The sequence below is a fragment of the Mammaliicoccus lentus genome (assembly GCF_002902755.1).
Lineage (GTDB): Bacteria > Bacillota > Bacilli > Staphylococcales > Staphylococcaceae > Mammaliicoccus > Mammaliicoccus lentus.
This window is the reverse complement of record NZ_PPRS01000007.1, coordinates 128,384-152,231: the sequence shown is the minus strand read 5'-3', so window position 1 is coordinate 152,231 and position 23,848 is coordinate 128,384. Positions and strand designations below refer to the sequence as shown.

23 protein-coding genes, 1 riboswitch and 2 other annotated features (1 of these 26 only partly in view) are annotated in these 23,848 nt (G+C 31.9%); all 23 genes read left to right on the top strand.

Going from position 1 to position 23,848, the window contains the following annotated elements; all coding sequences use genetic code 11:
• Positions 1-3 precede the first annotated feature (3 nt).
• Positions 4-876, top strand: coding sequence for a DNA-formamidopyrimidine glycosylase (mutM, locus tag CD135_RS04305; RefSeq protein WP_016999308.1), 873 nt, complete (start codon positions 4-6; stop codon positions 874-876).
• A gap of 10 nt (positions 877-886) precedes the next feature.
• On the top strand, positions 887-1,486 hold the full coding sequence (gene coaE, locus CD135_RS04300) for a dephospho-CoA kinase (RefSeq protein WP_016999307.1): 600 nt from the start codon (positions 887-889) through the stop codon (positions 1,484-1,486).
• Between the two features lie 249 nt (positions 1,487-1,735).
• Positions 1,736-2,794: a glyceraldehyde-3-phosphate dehydrogenase gene (locus CD135_RS04295; RefSeq protein ID WP_258027584.1), complete on the top strand. Its 1,059-nt coding sequence runs from the start codon at positions 1,736-1,738 to the stop codon at positions 2,792-2,794.
• Between the two features lie 151 nt (positions 2,795-2,945).
• Positions 2,946-3,404: a transcriptional regulator NrdR gene (nrdR, locus tag CD135_RS04290; RefSeq protein WP_016999305.1), complete on the top strand. Its 459-nt coding sequence runs from the start codon at positions 2,946-2,948 to the stop codon at positions 3,402-3,404.
• 11 nt (positions 3,405-3,415) lie between these two features.
• Positions 3,416-4,813, top strand: coding sequence for a replication initiation and membrane attachment family protein (locus CD135_RS04285; RefSeq protein WP_016999304.1), 1,398 nt, complete (start codon positions 3,416-3,418; stop codon positions 4,811-4,813).
• Positions 4,813-5,733, top strand: coding sequence for a primosomal protein DnaI (dnaI, locus tag CD135_RS04280; RefSeq protein WP_016999303.1), 921 nt, complete (start codon positions 4,813-4,815; stop codon positions 5,731-5,733). Before CD135_RS04285 ends, dnaI begins: the two co-directional genes overlap by 1 nt.
• A 316-nt stretch (positions 5,734-6,049) precedes the next feature.
• Positions 6,050-7,978: a threonine--tRNA ligase gene (gene thrS, locus CD135_RS04275; RefSeq protein WP_016999302.1), complete on the top strand. Its 1,929-nt coding sequence runs from the start codon at positions 6,050-6,052 to the stop codon at positions 7,976-7,978.
• A gap of 68 nt (positions 7,979-8,046) precedes the next feature.
• Positions 8,047-8,219, top strand: a riboswitch (Lysine riboswitch).
• Positions 8,220-8,308: 89 nt separating this feature from the next.
• A complete protein-coding gene (locus CD135_RS04270; RefSeq protein ID WP_064204341.1) occupies positions 8,309-9,802 on the top strand; it encodes an amino acid permease in 1,494 nt (497 codons plus the stop codon).
• Positions 9,803-9,854: 52 nt separating this feature from the next.
• Positions 9,855-9,982: a sequence feature (ribosomal protein L20 leader region), on the top strand.
• 23 nt (positions 9,983-10,005) lie between these two features.
• Complete coding sequence (gene infC / locus CD135_RS04265; protein WP_064204340.1) at positions 10,006-10,536, top strand: translation initiation factor IF-3; 531 nt, start codon at positions 10,006-10,008, stop codon at positions 10,534-10,536.
• Between the two features lie 25 nt (positions 10,537-10,561).
• A complete protein-coding gene (gene rpmI / locus CD135_RS04260; protein WP_016999300.1) occupies positions 10,562-10,762 on the top strand; it encodes a 50S ribosomal protein L35 in 201 nt (66 codons plus the stop codon).
• A gap of 42 nt (positions 10,763-10,804) precedes the next feature.
• Positions 10,805-11,164: a 50S ribosomal protein L20 gene (gene rplT, locus CD135_RS04255; protein WP_016999299.1), complete on the top strand. Its 360-nt coding sequence runs from the start codon at positions 10,805-10,807 to the stop codon at positions 11,162-11,164.
• Positions 11,165-11,308: 144 nt separating this feature from the next.
• The gene (locus CD135_RS04250; RefSeq protein ID WP_016999298.1) at positions 11,309-11,932 is read left to right on the top strand and encodes an NUDIX domain-containing protein; all 624 of its coding nucleotides are present in this window, start codon (positions 11,309-11,311) and stop codon (positions 11,930-11,932) included.
• 2 nt (positions 11,933-11,934) lie between these two features.
• Positions 11,935-12,864: a hypothetical protein gene (locus CD135_RS04245; RefSeq protein ID WP_103268884.1), complete on the top strand. Its 930-nt coding sequence runs from the start codon at positions 11,935-11,937 to the stop codon at positions 12,862-12,864.
• Between the two features lie 92 nt (positions 12,865-12,956).
• On the top strand, positions 12,957-14,237 hold the full coding sequence (gene tig / locus CD135_RS04240; RefSeq protein WP_016999296.1) for a trigger factor: 1,281 nt from the start codon (positions 12,957-12,959) through the stop codon (positions 14,235-14,237).
• A gap of 126 nt (positions 14,238-14,363) precedes the next feature.
• On the top strand, positions 14,364-15,626 hold the full coding sequence (gene clpX / locus CD135_RS04235) for an ATP-dependent Clp protease ATP-binding subunit ClpX (RefSeq protein WP_016999295.1): 1,263 nt from the start codon (positions 14,364-14,366) through the stop codon (positions 15,624-15,626).
• Between the two features lie 173 nt (positions 15,627-15,799).
• On the top strand, positions 15,800-16,387 hold the full coding sequence (gene yihA / locus CD135_RS04230) for a ribosome biogenesis GTP-binding protein YihA/YsxC (RefSeq protein ID WP_016999294.1): 588 nt from the start codon (positions 15,800-15,802) through the stop codon (positions 16,385-16,387).
• Positions 16,388-16,461: 74 nt separating this feature from the next.
• Positions 16,462-17,811, top strand: coding sequence for a glutamyl-tRNA reductase (gene hemA / locus CD135_RS04225; RefSeq protein ID WP_103268883.1), 1,350 nt, complete (start codon positions 16,462-16,464; stop codon positions 17,809-17,811).
• A 20-nt stretch (positions 17,812-17,831) separates the two neighbouring features.
• Positions 17,832-18,665, top strand: a complete 834-nt coding sequence (locus tag CD135_RS04220; RefSeq protein WP_016999292.1) for a cytochrome C assembly family protein — start codon at positions 17,832-17,834, stop codon at positions 18,663-18,665.
• An 18-nt stretch (positions 18,666-18,683) separates the two neighbouring features.
• Positions 18,684-19,610: a hydroxymethylbilane synthase gene (gene hemC / locus CD135_RS04215; RefSeq protein WP_103268882.1), complete on the top strand. Its 927-nt coding sequence runs from the start codon at positions 18,684-18,686 to the stop codon at positions 19,608-19,610.
• A gap of 15 nt (positions 19,611-19,625) precedes the next feature.
• Positions 19,626-20,303: a uroporphyrinogen-III synthase gene (locus CD135_RS04210; protein ID WP_103268881.1), complete on the top strand. Its 678-nt coding sequence runs from the start codon at positions 19,626-19,628 to the stop codon at positions 20,301-20,303.
• Entirely contained in the window at positions 20,303-21,286 is a 984-nt protein-coding gene (hemB, locus tag CD135_RS04205) for a porphobilinogen synthase (RefSeq protein WP_064211076.1), read from the top strand. The genes CD135_RS04210 and hemB overlap by 1 nt, the downstream gene beginning before the upstream one ends.
• Position 21,287: 1 nt before the next feature.
• The gene (gene hemL / locus CD135_RS04200) at positions 21,288-22,574 is read left to right on the top strand and encodes a glutamate-1-semialdehyde 2,1-aminomutase (protein ID WP_064204336.1); all 1,287 of its coding nucleotides are present in this window, start codon (positions 21,288-21,290) and stop codon (positions 22,572-22,574) included.
• Between the two features lie 90 nt (positions 22,575-22,664).
• Positions 22,665-23,735 carry an AbrB family transcriptional regulator gene (locus CD135_RS04195; RefSeq protein ID WP_103268880.1) on the top strand — a complete coding sequence of 357 codons (1,071 nt, stop codon included), beginning with the start codon at positions 22,665-22,667 and terminating at the stop codon, positions 23,733-23,735.
• 48 nt (positions 23,736-23,783) lie between these two features.
• Positions 23,784-23,848 (top strand) — a binding site (T-box leader); it runs 150 nt beyond the window's last position.

Sequence of the window (23,848 nt, the reverse complement as noted above, 5' to 3'; positions counted from 1 at the left end):
AAAATGCCAGAATTACCAGAAGTAGAACATGTTAAGAGAGGTATCGAACCTAAATTAATTGGAAGAACGATTCAACATATTAAATTTTCAGATAAAGTGAAAATAGGTAAAGATACAGGTAAAGAAACGATTGTTAAAGGTACCTCTTTAGAAGAATTTAAAGCGCGTATTGAAAATTATACGATTACGAACGTATACAGACGAAGTAAATATATATTTATAGAATTAGAAAAAGATCAAAATCACCATATTATGATGTGTCATTTTGGTATGACAGGTGCTTTCTTTACAGTTCCACAATTAGAAGATATTACGATACCAAATCATAAAAAGCATTGGCACGTTATTTTTGAGTTAGATAATGGAATTAAACTTATTTATACTGATATTCGAAGATTTGGTGAAATAAGAGCTTTGAAAGATTTAACAGAATATCCTTCAGTATTAAAAATAGCGCCAGAGCCATTTTTTGAAGAAGCCTTTCATCATTATAAAGAACAAATTAAGACAAAAAAGTTTATTAATAAACCTATAAAAGTGGCAATACTCGACCATACAGTGATTTCAGGGTGTGGAAATATATATGCATGCGAAGCTTTATTACGTGCAGGAATTTTGCCTAGTCGTAGCGTTAAAGAATTAAGTGAAGAAGAACAAGAAAAAGTATTTCGTGAAGTAGTGGAAGTTCTTCAAGAAGGTATTGATAATGGTGGATCAAGTATTTCTGATTATTACAATGCCGACGGAGAAAAAGGAACGATGCAAGAAAGACATCTTGTATATGGTAAAAATATTTGCGGACAATGTGGTGGTACTATTGAACAAGAAATCATAGCTACAAGAAATACTCATTATTGTCCAAACTGTCAAAAGTAGGTGTGTAAAGATGAGTCGTGTAATAGGTTTAACCGGTGGAATAGCTACGGGGAAATCAACAGTATCAAACCTGTTAAAAGAACATGGGTTTTATATTGTGGACGCTGATATAGCTAGTCGTAAAGCTGTCGAAAAAGGCAGTAAAGGATTAGATGAAGTGCGAGAAGTATTTGGTGACGAAGCAATAATTGATGGTGAAATGAATCGTCAGTATATTGGCCAGATTGTTTTCAATGATGAAAATATGAGAAATAAATTAAATAACATTATACATCCTAAAGTTCGTGAAATAATGGAAGATGAGAAACAACAAGCATTGAACGAGGGAAAAAACGTTATAATGGATATCCCTTTATTATTTGAAAACCAATTACAAGATACAGTTGATGAAACATGGTTAGTATATACAAATGAAACAAACCAAATTAATAGATTGAAAGAAAGAAATCAATTGACTGATGACGAAGCACTATCACGTATACGTTCACAAATTCCAATTGAAGAAAAACGACATTTAGCAGATGAAACTATTGAAAACAATGGCACAAAAGAAGATTTAGAATCGACTATTATTCAATTTTTAACTGCTAAAAACTATAAAACCACATGATTTTATAATAATTTCAAGTTTGAATTACTGATATTTTGATGCGTTCTTTAAGATAGACACTTTAAGTGTTTAAATTGAAGAGCGCATTTTTGTTTTACTAGAAAATTCAATGTTACATACTAAATATAATATATGAGTAAAAATACTTAATAACATAGTTTTATTAATAAAAATAAAATTTTCAAAAACATAATAGTAAACGTTTTCAATACGATTTTAATGTGATATACTAATTGCAACAAATAGTATATCACATTAAAAGGGGTTCTCGATTATGAAAAAAATATTGCGATTAACGGATTAGGAAGAATAGGTAGAATGGTATTAAGAGGTGCACTTAAATCTGATGATTTAAATATTGTTGCGATAAATGCGTCTTATCCGCCAGAAACAATTGCACATTTAATTAAGTATGATTCAACACATGGCAAATTAGATGAAGAAATAAAAGTAGTTGAAGATGGAATTGTAATAAATGATCATAAAATTTTATTAGTGTCAGAGAGAGACCCTAAATTATTACCATGGGGAACATTAAATATTGATATTGTTATTGAAGCAACAGGCAAATTCAACGATGGAGATAAAGCAGTTTCACACATAGATGCAGGTGCTAAAAAAGTAATATTGACTGGTCCTGCTAAAGGTGGAAAAGTTCAAACGATTGTTAAAGGTGTAAATGATAATCAACTTAATTTAAAAGAATTTGATATTATTTCAAATGCTTCTTGTACAACAAATTGCTTAAGCCCTGTAGCTAAAGCCTTAAATGATAAGTTTGGTATTGAAAATGGCTTAATGACAACCGTTCATGCTTTTACAAATGATCAAAAGAACTTAGATAATCCGCATAAAGATTTAAGAAGAGCACGTTCTTGTACTGACAGCATAATACCAACTTCGACTGGAGCTGCAAAAGCTTTATCACTCGTATTACCAGAATTAGAAGGTAAAATGCATGGTATGGCATTAAGAGTACCAACTTCAAACGTTTCCTTAGTTGATTTAGTTGTTGATTTGAAAACTGATGTAACGATAGAAAAAGTGAATGATGCATTAAGAGAAGCAAGTAATGGAGAATTGGCAGGGATTATGGCTGTAAGCGATGAACCATTAGTTTCAATTGATTTCAATACTGATCCACATTCAGCTATTGTTGATGAACAATCTACGATGGTCATTGGAGATAATAAAGTTAAAGTATTGGCTTGGTATGACAATGAATGGGGATATTCAATGAGAGTTGTTGAATTAGCTGAGCAAGTGGCAAACATTTTAACTGAAACACAAGAACAAAAAATTTCATAATTGATATACTTAATAAACACAATGCGAATTTTGAAATTTGCATTGTGTTTTTATTTGATGATTTACAAATGTAAAGTAGTGAGCGTTTAAAAATATCCGAAACTACTGTATAATCTATGTATGAAAATATAAGTTCTGAGAGGTGAAACGAATGAGATGTCCAAATTGTAAATATGATAATTCTAAAGTAGTGGATTCAAGACACGCTGATGATCTGACTGCTATAAGAAGAAGAAGAGAGTGTGAATCATGTGGATTTCGTTTCACGACATTCGAAAGAGTTGAACTATCACCTTTAATAGTAGTTAAAAAAGATGGAGCTCGACAAACTTTTAATAGAGATAAAATATTAAATGGTCTCGTTCGTTCATGTGAAAAAAGACCAGTTGCTTTTCAAAAACTAGAAGATATTACAAACCAAGTTGAAAAAGACTTAAGAGCTGAAGGAGTTACTGAAGTATCTTCTAATGATATTGGAGAAAAAGTAATGGAACATTTAATGGATGTTGATCAAGTATCATATGTAAGGTTCGCGTCTGTATACAGAGAGTTCAAAGATGTCGATCAATTGCTACAATCAATGCAAGGTATTTTGAAAGACCGAAAGTAAGGTGATTATTAATGGCGGAATATTTTAGTGGTATAAAGCCTGGAGATGGCTTTTACGTGAAATCAAATTATAATTACACACATGTCCATCAAGACATATTAACTAGCTTATATACGCCGTTAATTGGTACTGATGCAATAGGTGTTTATTTATATTTATCACAATTTAATTTTCATAATGAACATGACGCTTATAGTCATTATACAATTATGAATGATTTAAAAATTAATTTATCAAATTTTAGAGATTCGTTAGATTTATTAGAAGGTATTGGATTAATTAAAACTTTTATGAAAGTAAACCAACAAGAGCAAACATTTATATACTCGTTACAACAACCTGCTACAACTGAACAATTCTTTAATGATCCTTTATTATCAGTTTTTTTATACCAACAAATAGGTAAGGCAAGATTTGTTGCCTTGAAAAATAGATATAAAGATAAAAGTGTTTCTACTTCAGATTATAACGATGTTACCAAAACTTTCACAGATGTTTTTAAAGTGCCTAATATGTCACAAGTAGCACCTACAGATTCAATAGAAATACAACAAGATGCTAAAAACAAAGGTTTGGATTTATCCGATGTAAAATTCGATTTTGAAATGCTTGAGTTATTACTGAATAATCATTTAATTTCTAAAGAGATTTTAAATAAAAAGACAAAAGAAGTAATTATACAAATTGCTACATTATATGGTATAACACCTGTAGATATGAAATCTATCATTTTAAAATCTATAACAGAGAACCAAACAATCTCTTTAGAGGATTTAAGGAAACACGCACGGTCAATTTATCAAATAGAGCATGAAGGTGCTTTACCAGCATTAGAAGTAAAGCAAGGTAGTATAACATCAAGTCAAAATGAACAACCAAGTGAAGAAGTAAACTCATTATTATCTTGGTATGAATTATTAGATACTACAAGCCCTATTGAAATGTTATCTTCGTTTACAGAATCTGAGCCAACCGTTGCACAGAAAAGACTTGTAGAAGAAATCATTACTAGAGAAAAATTACCTTACGGGGTTATGAACATATTATTACAATATGTTATGTTCAAAAACAACATGCAATTACCGAAAGCTTATATTGAGGAAATCGCTTCTAACTGGAAGAAGTTAAAGCTAAGTTCAGCAGAGGAAGCTTATAATTACATTAAAGAATTTGAAAAGAAAACTAAAGAAAAGAAAAAGCAACGTCAAGAAAAAGGTAATTATAATTCATATAAATTGAAATCGATTGAAAAAACACCGGATTGGCTATTAAAACAAAAATCGAGTGAAGAAAAAGAAGACGGCGCCAATAATGATAAACAACAAGATGAAACTGATGAAGAATTTGAAAAAAGAAAAAAAGCTCTACAAAGAGAAATGGAAGCATTTTGGAAAGAAGGTGATCATTGATGGAACCGCTAGGGCAGCATTTGCAACAAAATAAAGATTTTCAAAAAAGACTAGATAAAATAAAAAGGGATACACTTGCCAATAAAGAAGTGAAAGCATTTATAGAAGCACATCAATCTGAATTGACAAATGCTATGATAGATAGAGATTTAGATCAACTGCAAGCATTTAAAGACCAGTCGAAAAGTTGTGAAAAATGTGATTGTTACAATAAATGCATTAACTTTGTTAAAGGACATGTTCCAGAATTATACATTCAAAATGATCACATTAAAATTAGATATTTACCGTGCCCGAATAAAATAGAACATGATGAACAACGCTTCCAATCTAACTTAGTAACATCTTTTCAAATGCCTGAAGAAACATTACAGGCAACAATTAAAGATATATACGTAGATAATGAAGCGAGAATGACTATTATTAAAAAAGCTATGGAAATTTGTAATAAAATAGTGAATGGTGAAGATACTAAAGGACTTTATATACACGGTCCATTTGGAACAGGTAAATCATATATACTTGGTGCAATATCTAATCAATTGAAATTGAAAAACCAAGCTTCAACAATTATATATTTACCAGAATTTATTAGAGTATTAAAAAATGGTTTTAATGATGGTTCATTTAGCCAAAGATTTGAATCTGCTCGAGAAGCAAAAGTATTAATGCTTGATGATATTGGTGCGGAAGAAATAACCCCTTGGGTAAGGGATGAAGTGTTAGGTCCGTTATTACATTATAGAATGGTCCATAAACTACCGACTTTCTTTAGCTCGAACTTTAATTTTGAAGAATTAGAATTTCATTTGAGCAAAACGAGACAAGGTGCTGAAATAACGAAAGCAAGTAGAATTATGGAACGAATTAAGACAATTACTGAAGACTATGAACTTGAAGGCAAAAACTATAGAGCGTAATTTTAGCTTGATATTTTATAATAGAGTTGTATAATTGAATTATCTTAAATGAATATTTAAATTTAGAGGACATGACGTCTATTTAGCATTCACAGAGAGTCTCATCTAGCTGAAATTGAGATAATGCGATATATTCGGTTACTCCCTCATACATGATGTGTTAATCCACATTCGGCTCAAGACCGTTATCTTATGTAGAGTTATCGTAAACACAATAAGTTTGCGTTAATGAGGGTGGTACCGCGAGAGATTTCGTCCCTTTGGATGAGGTCTCTTTTTTATGTTCTTTAATAATTTTAATGAGGAGGAAGTCGTTATGAGCGAAATAAATATCAAATTTCCAGATGGCAATGTGAAAGGATTTGAACAAGGCACAACAACTGAAGATATTGCTCAATCTATTAGCCCTGGGTTAAGAAAAAAAGCAGTAGCAGGTAAATTCAATGGACAACTAGTCGATTTAACTAGACCTTTAGAGGAAGATGGGGATATTGAAATTGTAACACCTGGTAGTGACGAAGCTTTAGAAGTGTTAAGACACTCGACTGCACATTTAATGGCACAGGCATTGCAAAGATTATATGGAGATGTGAAATTTGGTGTTGGTCCAGTCATTGAAGGTGGCTTCTACTATGATATAGATACAGAACACAAAATTTCTAGTGACGACTTCGAAACGATCGAAAAGGAAATGAAACAAATCGTAAATGAAAACTTCAAAATTGAACGTAAAGTTGTATCTAGAGATGAAGCTAAAGAATTTTTCAAAAACGATGAATATAAATTAGAGTTAATTGATGCTATACCTGAAGACGAAAATGTAACGCTATATTCACAAGGTGAATTTACTGATTTATGTAGAGGTGTACACGTACCTTCAACTTCGAAAATTAAAGAATTTAAACTTTTATCAACTGCAGGGGCTTATTGGAGAGGCGATTCTAATAACAAAATGTTGCAACGTATTTACGGTACTGCATTCTTCGATAAAAAAGATTTGAAAGCTCACTTGAAAATTTTAGAAGAGAGAAAAGAACGTGACCATAGGAAGATCGGTAAAGAATTAGAACTATTTACAACTAACCAAGATGTAGGCGCTGGACTACCTTTATGGTTGCCAAATGGTGCTGTAATTAGACGTGAATTAGAGCGATATATTGTAGATAAAGAAGTAAGTATGGGTTATGACCATGTTTATACACCAATCATGGCTAACGTTGATTTCTATAAAAAATCAGGTCATTGGGATCATTATCAAGAAGACATGTTCCCACCTATGGATGTAGGTAATGAATCGTTAGTTTTACGACCTATGAACTGTCCACACCACATGATGATTTATAAAAATAGTCGTCATTCTTATCGTGAATTACCTATACGTATTGCTGAATTAGGCATGATGCATAGATATGAAGCAAGTGGTGCAGTATCAGGTTTACAACGTGTTCGTGGTATGACTTTAAACGATGCGCACATCTTTGTTAGACCAGATCAAATTAAAGAAGAATTTAAGCGTGTAGTAAACATGATTTTAGATGTTTACGAAGACTTTGGATTCAAAGACTATACTTTCAGATTGAGTTATCGTGATCCTGAAGATAAAGAGAAATACTTCGATGATGATGAAATGTGGAATAGAGCTCAAGCAGTATTGAAAGAAGTAATAGATGAAATGGAACTACCATATGAAGAAGCGATTGGTGAAGCGGCATTCTACGGCCCTAAATTAGATGTTCAAGTGAAAACTGCAATGGGTAAAGAAGAAACTTTATCAACTGCGCAACTTGATTTCCTATTACCGGAACGCTTTGACTTAACATATATTGGTAAAGATGGAGATGAACACCGTCCAGTTGTTATCCATAGAGGTGTTATTTCAACTATGGAACGTTTCACTGCTTTCTTAATAGAAGAAACTAAAGGTGTATTCCCAACGTGGTTAGCACCAAATCAAGTTGAAATTATACCTGTTAACGTAGATTTACATTATGATTATGCTAGATTATTACAAGATGAATTGAAATCACAAGGTGTTCGTGTTCATATCGATGATCGTAATGAAAAAATGGGCTACAAAATAAGAGAAGCTCAAATGAAAAAAATACCTTATCAGCTTGTTGTAGGTGACAAAGAAGTAGAAAATCAAGAAGTTAATGTTAGACAGTATGGATCAAAAGATTCAAAAACAGTCGAAAAAGACGAGTTTATTTGGAATCTTGTTGATGAAATTCGCTTGAAAAAATAAGAGGCTATTGAAAAAATCGGATTCTTCAGTTATAGTTTAATAGTAAAAATTAATTTAATATTCCTCAGTAATGAGTTAGAGGTTGCGATGTTCAAGATTATACATTCAGAAGTGTTATGGCACATATGTTGAAATGTAGAAAGGGGATATTGCCGAAATAAATAGTGACCATAATGCTATTTATTGGGCCAGTGTTAAATAAATACTGGACTGTCACACTAAGTGATGTGCTACCAATTTGTATGGAATGTTCATATATGGTCGCATATCGAATAGGGTATGCGACTTTTTTAGTGGCTCTATTGTGGAATTGTAGAAAGGGAAAGATCAATGTCGCAAGAAAAAACAACTAATAATATTCAAAGGAAGTTAAAAGATAGACACATCTCTATGATTGCTATCGGTGGTTGTATCGGTACAGGTTTATTTATGACTTCGGGTGGTGCTATAAGAGACGCGGGACCAGGTGGTGCATTATTAGCATATGCAGTAGTTGGTATTATGGTCTTCTTCCTTATGACATCGTTAGGAGAAATGGCAACATATTTACCAGTTTCGGGATCATTTAGTACATATGCTACAAGATTTGTTGATCCATCATTAGGTTTCGCTTTAGGTTGGAACTATTGGTTTAACTGGGTTATTACAGTAGCAGCTGATATTACAATTGCTTCTCAAGTTATTAGCTATTGGGAACCATTAGAAATATTACCTTCATGGCTATGGAGTATCATATTCATGTTGATTATATTTGGTCTTAACGCACTATCTGTTAGAGTTTATGGTGAAAGTGAGTACTGGTTTGCATTTATTAAAGTTGCAACAGTTATTATCTTTATCGGTATCGGTTTATTAACGATATTTGGTATTATAGGTGGTCAATACTTAGGATTTGATAATTTTGTTGTAGGAGATGCACCGTTCCTAGGAGATTCAAATGTGAATACATTCTTATTAACATTAGGAGTATTCTTAGTTGCAGGGTTCTCATTCCAAGGTACAGAACTTATTGGTATTACGGCAGGAGAATCTGAAAATCCTGAAAGAGCAGTGCCGAAAGCAATTAAACAAGTGTTTTGGAGAATATTACTATTTTACATTTTAGCTATATTTGTAATAGGAATGATTATTCCGTACACAAATCCGAACCTAATGGGTGGGGATGAAATTGCTAAATCGCCATTCACGCTTGTATTTGAAAATGCAGGATTAGCATTTGCAGCTTCATTTATGAATGCAGTAATCTTAACTTCAGTATTATCAGCAGGCAACTCAGGTATGTATGCTTCTGTAAGAATGCTGTTTTCAATGAGTAAAGATAAATTGGCTTCACCAGTATTTTCAAAAACAAATAAAGCTGGTGTACCTTATACAGCGTTAATAGCTACTGCATTTGTAGTTGTATTAATATTTATAATAGAACATTTAAGTGGTGGCGCTTATGAATATATTATCGCAGCTTCAGGTATGACAGGCTTCATTGCTTGGTTAGGTATTGCGATCAGTCATTATAGATTTAGAAGAGCTTTTGATTTACAAGATTATGATAAAACAAAACTAAAATATAAAGCTAAATTATTCCCATTTGGTCCATTGTTTGCATTTATATTATGTGCGATTGTCATAGTAGGCCAAGATGTAGACTTTATACAAACGGGTGAATTTGATCCTAGAAGATTTTTTATTACTTATATGGGTATTCCTGTATTCTTAGTATTTTACATTTTCCATAAGTTAAAATATAAAACGAAATTAATTCCATTAGAAAAAGTGGACTTAAGTCAAGATGTTGATATGGAAGAATTCGAAAAGAATATTAAATAAATATTGACATAAAGGTTTATAGTTGGTATGATAGGTCATGTTGAATACGAAACGGACCAAGTAGAAGCATACCCGCTTCTCACCTGTAGTGACGCTTTAAGCAGTTAGCAGGTAAAAATAAACCTTTAATGTTTATGGATAAGAGCGGGTGCATTTATGCATTCGCTCTTTTTTTCTTGGACGACTTCGTAAAAATCTAGGAGGTGTCAACCATAGCTAAAGATCAGACTCAAGTTAACGACAGAATTCGCGCAAAAGAACTTCGACTAATTGGCCAAGATGGTGAACAGATAGGTGTTAAATCTAAACAAGAAGCTATTGAAATGGCTGAAAGAGTAGATTTAGACGTTGTTATCGTAGCACCTGGTGCTAAACCACCTGTTGCAAGAATTATGGATTACGGAAAATATAAATTCGAACAACAGAAAAAAGAAAAAGAAATTCGTAAAAAGCAAAAAGTTGTTAATGTTAAAGAAATTCGATTGAGTCCAACTATCGAAGAACACGACTTTGAAACTAAACTAAAACATGCTCAAAAATTCTTATCTAAAGAAGATAAAGTTAAAGTATCTATTAGATTTAGAGGTCGTGCGATTACGCATAAAGAAATTGGTCAACGCGTGCTTGAACGCTTTGCAGAATCTTGTAAAGATATAGCAACAGTTGAGCAAAGACCTAAAATGGAAGGGCGTTCAATGTTCCTAATGTTAGCGCCTATCACAAACGAAAAATAAACCGAAATACTAGGAGGAAAACTCAATGCCTAAAATGAAAACTCATCGCGGAGCAGCTAAACGTGTTAAAAGAACTGGTTCAGGACAATTAAAGCGTTCTAGAGCGTTTACTTCACACTTATTCGCAAACAAATCAACTAAAGCTAAACGTCAATTACGTAAATCTACTTTAGTATCTAAATCAGATGTAAAACGAGTTAAACAAATGTTAACGTACGTAAAATAATAAATTTATTGGACTAATGGTCCAGTTCAAGGAGGAATTATCATGCCACGTGTTAAAGGTGGAACAGTGACGAGAGCTCGTCGTAAAAAAGTCTTAAAATTATCTAAAGGTTACTTTGGATCAAAACATACATTATACAAAGTTGCTAAGCAACAAGTTATGAAATCAGGTAACTATGCTTACCGTGACCGTCGTCAGAAAAAACGTGAATTCCGTAAATTATGGATTGCTCGTATCAACGCTGCGGCTCGTCAAAACGACATCAGTTACAGCCGTTTAATGAATGGTCTTAAATTAGCTGGTATCGAAGTTAACCGTAAAATGTTATCTGAAATCGCTATTTCAGACGAAAAAGCTTTTGCTGAATTAGCTACTAAAGCTAAAGATGCTTTAGCAAAATAATAAATATATATAGAGTCCGGGGGCATTTACCATGTCCTGGACTCTTTTTTTATAAAGAAGATTAAATTTAATATAAAGGTATCTTCTTTACGCCTTATATACGCTTTGATAAAATAAAGAAGAACAACTTATAAGGAGAATACTATGTCTAAATTTGATGAAATGATTACAGTTGTCCCTAGAAAGACAATTTTTAAAGATGAAGCTTATCAATTTGATGGCTTTAAATCTATTCAAGATGAAGAAACGAAATACATTTATGAAACAATTAATGAATACGAAGTTAAAAGACGTGGGGACATGGAAGAAGATCCTTCATATAAACAACTTATTTCATATTGTATTTTAGAAAATGAAAATGATGAAATACTTGTATATGAACGACTAACAGGTGGAGGAGAAGGTAGACTTCATGGCTTAAGTTCTATTGGTGTAGGCGGTCATATGAATGATGTTCCAAATGCTACAAATGTAGAAGAAGTGATTCGAGATAATGCAGAAAGAGAATTAGAAGAAGAAGTAGGGCTTGATAAAGAAAATGTTAAAAATATGGAACTAATCGGCTTTATTAATGACGACCAAAACGAAGTTGGTAAAGTACACATCGGATTAGTTTTCAAATTAAAAGTAAATGAATCAAGTGTTGAAGCTAAAGAAACTGATACCTTGAAAATTAATTGGGTTAAACAATCAGATTTAGCGAATAATAAAAATTATGAAACATGGAGTAGCTTGATTATAGACGGCTTATATAGAAGAGGTGAGTGACCTTGTCTGATATCATTCCATTTCCTAAATTAAAGAATCAATTAATTACAAATATTAAAACTTCAATGCAAGATGGTGAATATGATAAAGCATATGAATCATTCGAAACATACGAACAACATTTTGAAATGGATGAACAATTATCGTTGATGAAATGTGAAGTTTTAAAGTCTTGCGGTCATTATCTAGAATTAAGAGAAGAAGCAAGTATATTATTAAACCAAGGTCACGAACAATATGAACAAGTTGTAATATATTTTGTAGAAAGCCTATTTCAATTAGAACAGTATCAAACTGTAGTGGAAATCATAAATCAAATTAAAGATGAAGCTATTGACCATGCAACAAGAATGACTTTAATACCAATGCAAGATTTAGCAAAAGATAAGCTAGAACAAAGGAAACTTAAAGCTTCAGAAATTTTAAAGACTTTTAAAGATACAAACTTTGAGGAACAAGTGCAATTATTAATAGATTTAATAGATAACCATCTAGGTATTTTCAATTTAACATTAGCTCAAATTATTGAGAATGAACCGTTACATCCAAATGTTCAAAGCTTAATATTAGAGTATTTACGTTTGGGAGAATGGTCAGCTGAAGTTAAATTTAATAAAATAGATACAAATATAGCTATTGTTCCTACAGAACTTAGTGGCATTGAAAGAACAGATTTTAAAATAAATATTATACCTAAAATTATTGAACAACTTGAAATAGATAGCCCAGCGTCTATAGAATTAAGTAACTCTATATTAAATCAACATGCCATTTTACTTTATCCAATCGAATTTAAATCTATTAAAAATGAAGTTTTAATAGCATGTTACTTGAAACTTTTATCAGAACGCCTTAATATAGACGCTAACTATGAAAGTGTGAGCCAAGATGATTGGGAACAATTTATTGGCGTTATTCAGAAATTTGAATGAATATAAACACTATAGTTGAAACATTGAAAAGCTATGTTATAATTAAAGAGTTGAAAATTAATAAATTAGGATAATCACGGAGGTTTTTATTCATGACAGCAACATGGGAAAAGAAAGAAGGCAACCAAGGTTTATTAACTGTTACGGTTCCAAAAGAAGAAGTAGATAAAGGATTAGACAAAGCATTCAAAAAAGTTGTTAAACAAATTAATGTGCCTGGTTTCCGTAAAGGTAAAATGCCAAGACCATTATTTGAACAAAGATTTGGTGTTGAATCATTATACCAAGATGCTTTAGATTTTATTTTACCTGAAGCATATGGTAATGCAGTAGAGGAAGCAGAAATCAACCCTGTTGATCGTCCAGAAATCGATGTTACACAAATGGAAAAAGGTAAAGAACTTATCTTTGAAGCAACTGTAACTGTAGAACCTGAAGTAGAATTAGGTGAATACAAAGGTTTAGCTATTGAAAAGCAAGACCGTGAAGTAACTGACGAAGAATTCGAAGAAGCTTTAAATGATGCGGTAAGTCGTCAAGCTGAATTAACAGTTAAAGATGGTGAAATTGCTGAAGGTGATGTAGCTAACATTAACTTTGATGGCTATGTTGATGGAGAAGCTTTTGAAGGTGGACAAGCTGAAGGTTATGATCTTGAAATTGGTTCAGGTTCATTTATTCCAGGATTTGAAGAACAACTTATCGGTCTTAAAGCTAATGATAGCAAAGATGTTGTTGTCACATTCCCTGAAGAATACCACGCTGAAGAATTAGCTGGTAAAGAAGCTACTTTCAAAACAGAAATCAACGAAGTTAAAGGTAAAGAAGTTCCTGAATTAGATGATGAATTAGCTCAAGAACTTGATGAATCTGTAAAAACAGTTGATGAATATAAAGAAAAATTACGTAAAGACTTAGAAGAAGCTAAAGTTAACCAAGCTGACGCTACTGAAAAAGAAGAAGCAATTACAAAAGCTTCTGATAATGCTACTGTAGATATTCCAGAAGCTATGATTAACACTGAATTAGATCGTATGATGCAAGAGTTTGAACAACGTATTTCTCAACAAGGATTAAACCTTGATTTATATTATCAATTCTCAGGACAATCAGAAGAAGAACTTAAAGCTCAAATGAAAGAAGACGCTGAAAAACGTGTTAAAACTAATTTAACTTTAAGAGCTATTGCGGATGCTGAGAACATTGAAATTTCAGACGAAGATGTTGAAGCTGAGTTAACAAAAATGAGTGAACAATTCGGATTATCTGTAGAAGATATTAAATCTACTTTAGGTAATAATGATATCTTAGTTAATGACCTAAAAATCCAAAAAGTTATCGACTTATTAGTTAATGAATCTAAAGAAGCATAATCGTTATTCGGTATTAAAATAGATCATAGTAGCAGAATATTTCTGCTACTATTCTTTTTTAACCCGTTTAATTTGAAATAATAAAGTACTTTTAGTATAGTCTAGAAGAAGAATAGGGGTGTAAAAATGTTTAAATTTAACGATGGTGAAGAAAACTTAAAATGTTCTTTCTGTGGTAAAGAACAAGATCAAGTTAAGAAACTTGTAGCTGGTAGTGGTGTTTACATTTGTAATGAATGTATAGAACTTTGTTCAGAAATAGTAGAAGAAGAGTTAAAATCACAAGAACCAGAACAATTTACTGAAGTTCCTACACCTAAAGAAATATTAGAGCAATTAAATGACTATGTAATTGGTCAAGAAAGCGCTAAAAAATCATTAGCAGTAGCTGTTTATAACCATTACAAACGTGTTCAACAACCTTCAGAAAGTGAAGATGGTATTGAATTACAAAAAAGTAATATTGCACTAATAGGTCCAACTGGTAGTGGTAAAACATTACTAGCTCAGACATTAGCTAAATCATTAAATGTTCCATTTGCAATTGCAGATGCTACAAGTTTAACTGAAGCAGGTTACGTTGGTGAAGACGTTGAAAATATATTATTAAGATTAATTCAAGCTGCAGACTTTGATGTTGAAAGTGCTGAAAAAGGAATCATCTATGTGGATGAAATCGACAAAATTGCACGTAAATCTGAAAATACTTCAATAACTCGTGATGTATCAGGTGAAGGTGTTCAACAAGCACTTCTTAAAATTCTTGAAGGTACAACAGCAAGCGTACCACCTCAAGGAGGAAGAAAACATCCTAACCAAGAATTTATCCAAATTGATACAACAAATATCTTATTTATTCTTGGTGGTGCCTTTGATGGTATCGATGAAGTTATTAAACGTCGTTTAGGTGAAAAGGTAATTGGTTTTAGTAGTGCTGGAGAAGAAATCAGCGATGAAGAATCATTACTTTCACAAATTAGACCTGAAGACTTACAGTCATATGGTTTAATTCCTGAATTTATTGGTCGTATTCCAATTGTAGCTAACTTAGATACGTTAGATGTTGAAGCTCTTAAAAATATCTTAACTAAACCGAAAAATGCTTTAGTTAAACAATATACTAAAATGTTAGAGCTAGACGATGTAGAACTTGAATTCTCTGATGAGGCTTTAGGTGCTATCAGTGAATTAGCTATAGAGCGCAAGACTGGTGCTCGTGGTCTTCGTTCAATCATTGAAGAAGCTCTAATTGATATCATGTTTGATATTCCATCAAGCGATGATGTAACGAAAGTGGTTATAACTGAAGAGACAATTAGAGATCATAAGAACCCAAGCTTATATGATAGCGAAGGTAACTTATTAAACGATGAAAAAACATCAGCTTAAATTATAAAATCTAGAGTCCGGGACATGATAATTGTCTCGGACTCTTTCTTTAGCAGTGTTGACATTACAAAGACTTTTTAAAAATAAGAGCTTGTTGTTTCACTACATTGCTATGTTTAATTATTTAATGATTTAAGCTATAATAAAAGAAACGAATGATGTAGGAGATTACAATGAAAATAAATCCAAATAATGTAGACATTATAATTAGTGCAGTAGAGTCTAAGCAATATCCGGAAACGGGCTTACCTGAAATAGCATTAAGTGGAAGATCAAATGTAGGTAAATCAACATTTATTAACACACTTATTTCTAGAAAAAAAGTAGCGAGAACTTCATCTAAACCAGGTAAAACACAAACTTTAAACTTTTTTAACATTGATGAACAATTAATATTTGTAGATGTGCCTGGATATGGTTATGCTAAAGTAAGTAAAAAACAAAGAGAACAATTCGGCAAGATGATTGAACAGTACTTAACAACGAGAAAAGAACTTAAATGTGTAATACAACTTATAGATATACGCCACAAACCTACACAAGATGATATATTGATGTACGATTACTTAAAGCATTTTGAAATACCTACGATTATAGTTGCTACTAAGGAAGACAAAATACCAAAAGGTAAAGTTCAAAAACATCTCAAAATTATTCGAGAAACACTGGAAATAGAATCTGAGGACGTATTAATTAGTTATTCTTCATTAAATAAAGACAAGACGGACAATATTTGGGCATTATTGTCACAATTTATTTAAACAAATTCCTCACATTCCTAGATTAGAAATGTTATAATTAAGACATTGGACATAAATTAATGGGGGCGTTAGAAGTGCATGTAGTTGTAGTAAGTGTAAACTATAAAACTGCAGACGTTGCGATGCGCGAGAAATTAGCGTTTAATGATCAAGAAATTGAAAACGCGCTTGTAACTCTTAGTAACAAAAAATCTATATTAGAATGTGTAATCTTATCAACATGTAATAGGACAGAAGTATATGCCGTAGTAGATCAAATACACACAGGCAGATACTATATACAATCATTTTTAGCTGACTGGTTTAATCAATCATTAGATACAATTAAGACGCACACAAATGTTCTAACTGAGAATGATGCAATAGAACATCTATTCAGAGTGACATCTGGGTTAGATTCTATGGTATTAGGTGAAACTCAAATTTTAGGACAAATGAAAGACGCTTTCCAAACTGCACAAACAGAAGTAACTACTGGAACGATGTTTAATCGTTTATTTAAACAAGCAGTTACATTAGCTAAACGTGCTCACAGTGAAACAGATATCGCATCTAATGCTGTTTCAGTTTCTTATGCTGCAGTAGAACTATCTAAAAAAGTATTAGGCAGATTAGATAATAAAAAAGCGTTAATCATAGGTGCCGGTGAGATGGCAGAATTAGCTGTTGCGAATTTGAACGGTAGTGGCGTGACAGATATAACTGTTTTAAACCGTACTGTTGCAAAAGCTGAGGCTTTAGCTATGCAATATAAAGGTGTAGCAAAAAGCATAAACGAATTGCAATGTTCTTTAATGGAAGCTGATATTGTAATTAGTTCAACAAGTGCTGAGCAATATGTATTAACAAAAGATATGATGAGAGATGTTGAAAGATTTAGAAGGCATAAACCTTTAGTTCTTATCGACATTGCTGTTCCACGTGACATTGATCCAGAAGTTAACGATTTAGAATTAATGTTTAATTATGATGTAGACGACTTAAATGGTCTAGTAGATGCAAACTTAGCAGAACGTGAGAAAGCTGCGCGTGAAATTGAACTATTAATTGCTAAAGAAATTGATAAGCATGAAGAGTGGGTTAATATGTTAGGTGTTGTACCAGTAATAACTGCTTTGAGAGACAAAGCTTCTCACATACAACAAGATACAATGACAAGTATTGAGAGAAAATTACCTGACATGACTGAAAGAGAACGTAAAGTAATCTCTAAACATATGAAGAGCATCGTCAATCAGTTACTTAAAGATCCTATTACACAAGCTAAAGAATTATCAACAGATAAAAAATCTGATGAAAAATTAGAATTATTCCAAGAAATCTTCAACATTACAAATGAAGTTGAGAGAATAAATGAAAATAAAACAGAAACAAAGAAAGAATCTAAACAAGTTCAATTGACGCCTAATACAGTTGAATCTTAATTTAATTAAATGGTGATGCTATGCAAGATATAATTGCAGTACGTTTGCATGAGGTTGTTTTAATCATCTATATGATATGTTTAGGGTGTTACTTTTATGATTTTATTCAAAAGAATAATAAAGTACGAAAACTTGGTTACTATGCATTAGGGATTGTTTGGATATTTCAAACAATCTTTTTATGCATGTATATCATTACGACTAAACAATTTCCGATATTAACCCTATTTGAAGGTTTTTATTTTTACACCTGGATGATTATTACAGTTTCGTTAGTTTTAAACTATTTTAAATCAACTGACTTAACAGTATTTATAATTAATTTAATTGGTTTTGTATTTTTAACAATTCATACTTTCAGACCTGAACAATATGATGCCGAAAATACTGCCGCAAACATGATGAATGAATTATTACTCATTCATATTTCATTAGCGATTTTGAGTTATGTTATCTTTGCATTGAGTACATCACATGCAATTTTATACTTATTACAAAGAAAAAATTTAAAAGAAAAGACATTTAACCAAAAGTTTTTTAGAATGGGAAGCATTGAACAGCTAGAGCAAAATGTATTTAGATTTTCTTTAGTAGGCTTCTTAGTCTTGTTAATAAGTTTAATATTAGGAATACAATGGGGTCTAATCATTATTGGTAGTGAGATTTGGTTGGACTTAAAAGTAATTGGATCATTAATTGTCTTATTGCTATATGGTATATATTTATTCCTACGAGTAAGAAAAACTGTTAAAACTAAGACATTAGTAGTTGCTAATATTATGATATTCTTAGTTTGTATGATAAATTATTTGGTGGTTTCGAAATTTTCAGGATTTCATCAATGGTTTAACTAAATGATCATGGAGGAAAATATGCGTAAAATTATTGTTGGCTCAAGAAGAAGTAAATTAGCGATGACACAAAGTCGGCAATTTATTGATAAATTGAAAGAAAAATTTCCAGATTTAGATATTGAAATTAAAGAAATTGTCACTAAAGGCGATAAAATAATTGATGTTCAATTATCTAAAGTAGGTGGAAAAGGTTTGTTCGTTAAAGAAATTCAACAAGCTTTATTCGACCGTGAAATTGATTTTGCTATTCATTCATTGAAAGATGTGCCAAGTGTGTTACCTGATGGTCTTACATTAGGTTGCATACCACCACGTGAAATACCTTTTGATGCATATGTAGCTAACAATCACGTCAAACTATCTGATTTAAAACCAGGCAGTATTGTTGGGACAAGCTCATTACGAAGAGGCGCTCAAATTTTAGCGAAATACCCACATCTAGAAATTAAATGGATAAGAGGTAATATTGATACACGTTTAGAAAAGTTACGTACTGAAGATTTTGATGCAATTATATTAGCAGCAGCTGGATTAAAACGTATGGGCTGGGGTGACGATATAGTTACAGAGTACTTACGTGAAGATACGATGATGCCAGCAATCGGTCAAGGCGCGCTCGGCATTGAATGTAGAAGTGATGATAAAGAATTACTAGATATATTAAATGCTGTTCATGATGAAGAAGTTAAAACATGTGTTACAAGTGAAAGAACTTTCTTAAGTGAAATGGATGGTAGTTGTAAAGTGCCTATTGCTGGTTATGCAACTAAAGAAGGCAACGAAATTACATTCACAGGTTTAATAATGTCACCAGATGGTAAAGAAAGATATGAATCTACTAAAGTTGGAACTGATCCAGTAGAAATAGGTAAAGAAGTATCTGACGAGTTAAAAGCCCAAGGTGTTTATGAGATTATTAGAAAGCTAAATGAAGAAGAAGCGTAATAAGGAGTCGTTAAAATGAAGCCAATTGTAGTGGTTACAAGTACAAGAACTGTTCAACGCGAAGATATAGAACTGAAACATTATCCTTTTATAGATATTGTTCCAATCGAAGTTGACGAATCTTGTATAAAACCATACTATGATTGGCTTATTTTTACGTCTGTAAACGCCATTAAATTATTTCAGCCATATTTAAATTTAATAAATGTAAAGCATATAGCAGCAATTGGTACAAAAACTAAAGCACTCGCTGAAGATTATTCAATACCGATTGAAGTTATGCCAAGTACATTTACACAAGAAGGTTTATCGGATTCTTTAGAGAATCGATTGCATAAACAATCAATATTAATCCCTTGTAGTAGACTAGCAAGAAATAAATTAACAGACCATTTGAGAGAATGGGACAATGAAGTTCAACGACTTCATATTTACGAACCAAAAACGAATTATGAAAATGTAGATAAAGTTCATGAACTTATTGAAAATAACGAAGTAACGCATGTGACATTTTCTAGTTCATCTGCTGTGTCGAGTTATTTTGAAAAGTATAATAAGATTGATAATATTGAAGTGTATGCGATTGGTGAAATAACAGAAGAAAAATTAAAAACATACCATCAAGAATGTAGAGTTGCTCCACGTGCAACACTGAATGATATGTTAAATAAAATATTGGAAGAGGTAGAGTAATGAAATTTGATAGACATAGAAGATTAAGATCTTCACAATCAATGAGAAATCTTGTAAAAGAAACTTATGTTCATAAAGCAGATTTAATTTATCCTATTTTTGTAATAGAAGAAGATAACATTAAAAATGAAATAACGTCTATGCCAGGTATATATCAATTAAGCTTAAACTTATTAGAAGAAGAACTTAAAGAAGCTTATGACCTAGGTGTAAGAGGTGTTATGTTCTTCGGTATTCCAAATGAAAAAGACGCATGTGGTACTGGTGCTTTTGTAGATGACGGCATCATACAGAAAGCCACTCGTTTAGCAAAAAGTAAATTCCCTGATTTATTAGTTGTAGCAGATACGTGTTTATGTGAATATACTGACCACGGTCACTGTGGTGTTATAGATGAAACGACTCATGATGTAGATAACGATGAATCATTAAAATTACTCGTTAAGACAGCTGTATCACAAGCAAAAGCAGGAGCAGACATTATTGCACCAAGTAATATGATGGATGGCTTTGTAACGGAGATTAGACAAGGTTTAGATGAAGCAGGATTCAAAAACATACCTATTATGAGTTACGGTATAAAATATGCATCAAGTTTCTATGGTCCATTTAGAGAAGCAGCAGATGGTGCGCCTTCATTCGGAGATCGTAAGACTTATCAAATGGATCCAAGTAATAGATTAGAGGCTTTTAGAGAATTAGAAAGTGACTTAAAAGAAGGTTGTGACATGATGATTGTTAAACCGGCTTTAAGTTATTTAGATATTATTCGTGATGTACGTAATAATACTGATGTACCTGTAGTTGCTTATAATGTAAGCGGAGAATATAGCATGACTAAAGCAGCAGCGTTAAATGGTTGGATAGATGAAGAAAAAATTGTTATGGAACAAATGATTTCTATGAAACGTGCAGGTGCAGATATGATTATTACTTACTTTGCAAAAGACATTTGTAAATATCTAGATGAAGGAGAATACTAATATGAGTTATGAAAAATCAATACAAGCTTACAACGAAGCCGTAAATTTAATGCCTGGTGGTGTTAACAGTCCAGTTCGTGCATTTAAATCAGTAGACACTGATCCAATATTCATGGAATATGGTAAAGGTTCAAAGATTTATGATATTGATGGTAATGAGTATATAGATTATGTATTAAGTTGGGGACCATTAATCCTTGGTCATGCTGATGATAAAGTGAGAAATTCATTACATGAAGCGGTGGACAAAGGGACTTCTTTTGGTGCGTCAACGATTCTTGAAAATAAAATGGCTCAATTAGTTATTGATCGTGTACCATCTATAGAAATGGTGAGAATGGTTTCTTCAGGTACTGAAGCTACGCTAGCAGCATTGCGTTTAGCTAGAGGTTTTACAGGAAAAAATAAAATATTGAAATTTGAAGGTTGTTACCATGGACACAGTGATTCATTGCTTATTAAAGCAGGTTCTGGTGTTGCCACTCTAGGTCTACCAGATTCTCCAGGTGTTCCAGAAGGTACAGCTAAAAATACAATTACAGTACCTTATAACGATATTGAATCAGTTAAGGTAGCTTTCGAACATTATGGTGATGATATTGCAGCTGTAATAGTAGAACCAGTTGCAGGTAATATGGGTGTTGTACCACCTGTTGACGGATTTTTAGAAGGACTTCGTGAAATAACTACATCAAATGATACTTTATTAATTTTTGATGAAGTAATGACTGGATTTAGAGTTGGTTATAATTGTGCACAAGGCTATTTCGGTGTAACACCAGATTTAACTTGTCTTGGAAAAGTGATTGGTGGCGGTTTACCAGTTGGTGCCTTTGGTGGTAGAAGAGACATTATGGAACAAATAGCACCAGTAGGTACAGTATATCAAGCGGGCACATTATCTGGTAATCCACTTGCTATGACGAGTGGTTATGCTACATTAACTCAATTGACTGAAGAAAGTTATGAATACTTTAATGAATTGGGAGATTTATTAGAAGAAGGTTTGAAAAATGTATTCAGTAAATACAATGTACCAATAACTGTTAATCGTGCTGGATCAATGATTGGTTACTTCTTAAACGAAGGCCCAGTTACGAATTTTGACGAAGCTAATAAATCTGATCTAGAATTATTTAGTAATATGTATAGAGAAATGGCTAAAGAAGGTGTATTTTTACCACCTTCACAATTTGAAGGTACATTCTTATCTACTTCACATACGAAAGAAGATATTGAAAAAACAATCCAAGCCTTTGATAATGCTCTATCAAGAATTGTAAAATAAGTTTAATATATCCCCGGAAAATTGGATTATAATCCGTTTTTCGGGGTCTTTAATTGTAAAAATGATATAATCTATTCGAGGTGTTATTTCATGAATAGTAATAAATGGAATATTTTATTAGTAAGTGTACTTGCTATCGTACTAGGTTTTTTCCTTGATAAAATCCATATGATTTTACCATGGATGTTTGGCCCAATATTTGCGAGTTTAATTGTAATCAAATTCATGAAAAGAAAAATTATTTGGCCAACATGGTTAGGTAATTTAGGTCTTTTAATATTAGGTGTACAAATGGGATCAACCTTTACACCTGTTGTATTAAATGATATTAAAGGTGAATGGTTACAAATTGTACTAATGTCAGTATTCATTTTGTTAATTGCATTATTAATTTCTATTGTTTTTAAGAAAATTGCTAATGTCACATTTGAAACTGCTTTGTTAAGTGCAATTCCTGGGGCGCTAAGTCAAATGGTTGTTATGGCAGAAGAAAATAAAAAAGCCGACTTATTAGTAGTTACTTTAACTCAAACATCAAGAATTATGTTCGTAGTTATTTTAGTACCTATTATTTCATCTATATATGGTAGTAATGGTGAACAAAGTGATCACGTAGCACAAGAACCTTCTATATTTAACGTATTGAGTATACCAGAGTTATTTATTATTTTAATTGGCATCGCGGTAACATTTCTCATTTTTTATAAATTCCGATTTCCAGTTCCTTATTTATTATCTCCTATTTTAGTCATGTTAACTTGGAACTTATTAACTGGCCAATTTTTCACTTTAGATTATCAATATATTATCATAGCTCAAATACTATTTGGTATTAGAATAGGGGTTCAAATCGCTGATTTAATAGATAATATTACGAAAAAAACAATTTTTGCGATTGCATTTCAAAATATTATGCTTATTATTGGTGCTTTTTTACTCGTCTTTTTATTCCAACTATTTATTAATGAAAATATAAATGATTTATTCTTAAGCGCTGCACCTGGAGGTATGGCACAAATAATTGTTGTAGCTTTAGAAACAGGTGGTGATGTTGCAATGATATCCAGTTACCATATATTTAGAATATTTTTCATTTTGCTAATCGTTGCGCCATTAATAAAAGTATTTTTAACAAAACAATCTAAAAATTATAAGAATTAATATAAATCAATATTGACTTATATAGTCGGTACTTATATTATTAAAGTAATCGAATATTTAAAGAGGAAGAGTAAATCATTGATTAATGATAGAGAGTGCATGGTTGGTGAAAA

Bases quoted from the DNA above. Each gene is read 5' to 3' on its own strand.
- nrdR (WP_016999305.1), top strand. From the start codon at position 2,946: ATGAGATGTCCAAATTGTAAATATGATAATTCTAAAGTAGTGGATTCA.
- rplT (WP_016999299.1), top strand. From the start codon at position 10,805: ATGCCACGTGTTAAAGGTGGAACAGTGACGAGAGCTCGTCGTAAAAAA.
- rpmI (WP_016999300.1), top strand. From the start codon at position 10,562: ATGCCTAAAATGAAAACTCATCGCGGAGCAGCTAAACGTGTTAAAAGA.
- CD135_RS04210 (WP_103268881.1), top strand. From the start codon at position 19,626: ATGAAGCCAATTGTAGTGGTTACAAGTACAAGAACTGTTCAACGCGAA.
- CD135_RS04270 (WP_064204341.1), top strand. From the start codon at position 8,309: ATGTCGCAAGAAAAAACAACTAATAATATTCAAAGGAAGTTAAAAGAT.
- coaE (WP_016999307.1), top strand. From the start codon at position 887: ATGAGTCGTGTAATAGGTTTAACCGGTGGAATAGCTACGGGGAAATCA.
- clpX (WP_016999295.1), top strand. From the start codon at position 14,364: ATGTTTAAATTTAACGATGGTGAAGAAAACTTAAAATGTTCTTTCTGT.
- dnaI (WP_016999303.1), top strand. From the start codon at position 4,813: ATGGAACCGCTAGGGCAGCATTTGCAACAAAATAAAGATTTTCAAAAA.
- mutM (WP_016999308.1), top strand. From the start codon at position 4: ATGCCAGAATTACCAGAAGTAGAACATGTTAAGAGAGGTATCGAACCT.
- thrS (WP_016999302.1), top strand. From the start codon at position 6,050: ATGAGCGAAATAAATATCAAATTTCCAGATGGCAATGTGAAAGGATTT.
- CD135_RS04285 (WP_016999304.1), top strand. From the start codon at position 3,416: ATGGCGGAATATTTTAGTGGTATAAAGCCTGGAGATGGCTTTTACGTG.
- CD135_RS04220 (WP_016999292.1), top strand. From the start codon at position 17,832: ATGCAAGATATAATTGCAGTACGTTTGCATGAGGTTGTTTTAATCATC.
- CD135_RS04195 (WP_103268880.1), top strand. From the start codon at position 22,665: ATGAATAGTAATAAATGGAATATTTTATTAGTAAGTGTACTTGCTATC.
- hemB (WP_064211076.1), top strand. From the start codon at position 20,303: ATGAAATTTGATAGACATAGAAGATTAAGATCTTCACAATCAATGAGA.
- hemC (WP_103268882.1), top strand. From the start codon at position 18,684: ATGCGTAAAATTATTGTTGGCTCAAGAAGAAGTAAATTAGCGATGACA.
- tig (WP_016999296.1), top strand. From the start codon at position 12,957: ATGACAGCAACATGGGAAAAGAAAGAAGGCAACCAAGGTTTATTAACT.
- CD135_RS04250 (WP_016999298.1), top strand. From the start codon at position 11,309: ATGTCTAAATTTGATGAAATGATTACAGTTGTCCCTAGAAAGACAATT.
- hemL (WP_064204336.1), top strand. From the start codon at position 21,288: ATGAGTTATGAAAAATCAATACAAGCTTACAACGAAGCCGTAAATTTA.
- yihA (WP_016999294.1), top strand. From the start codon at position 15,800: ATGAAAATAAATCCAAATAATGTAGACATTATAATTAGTGCAGTAGAG.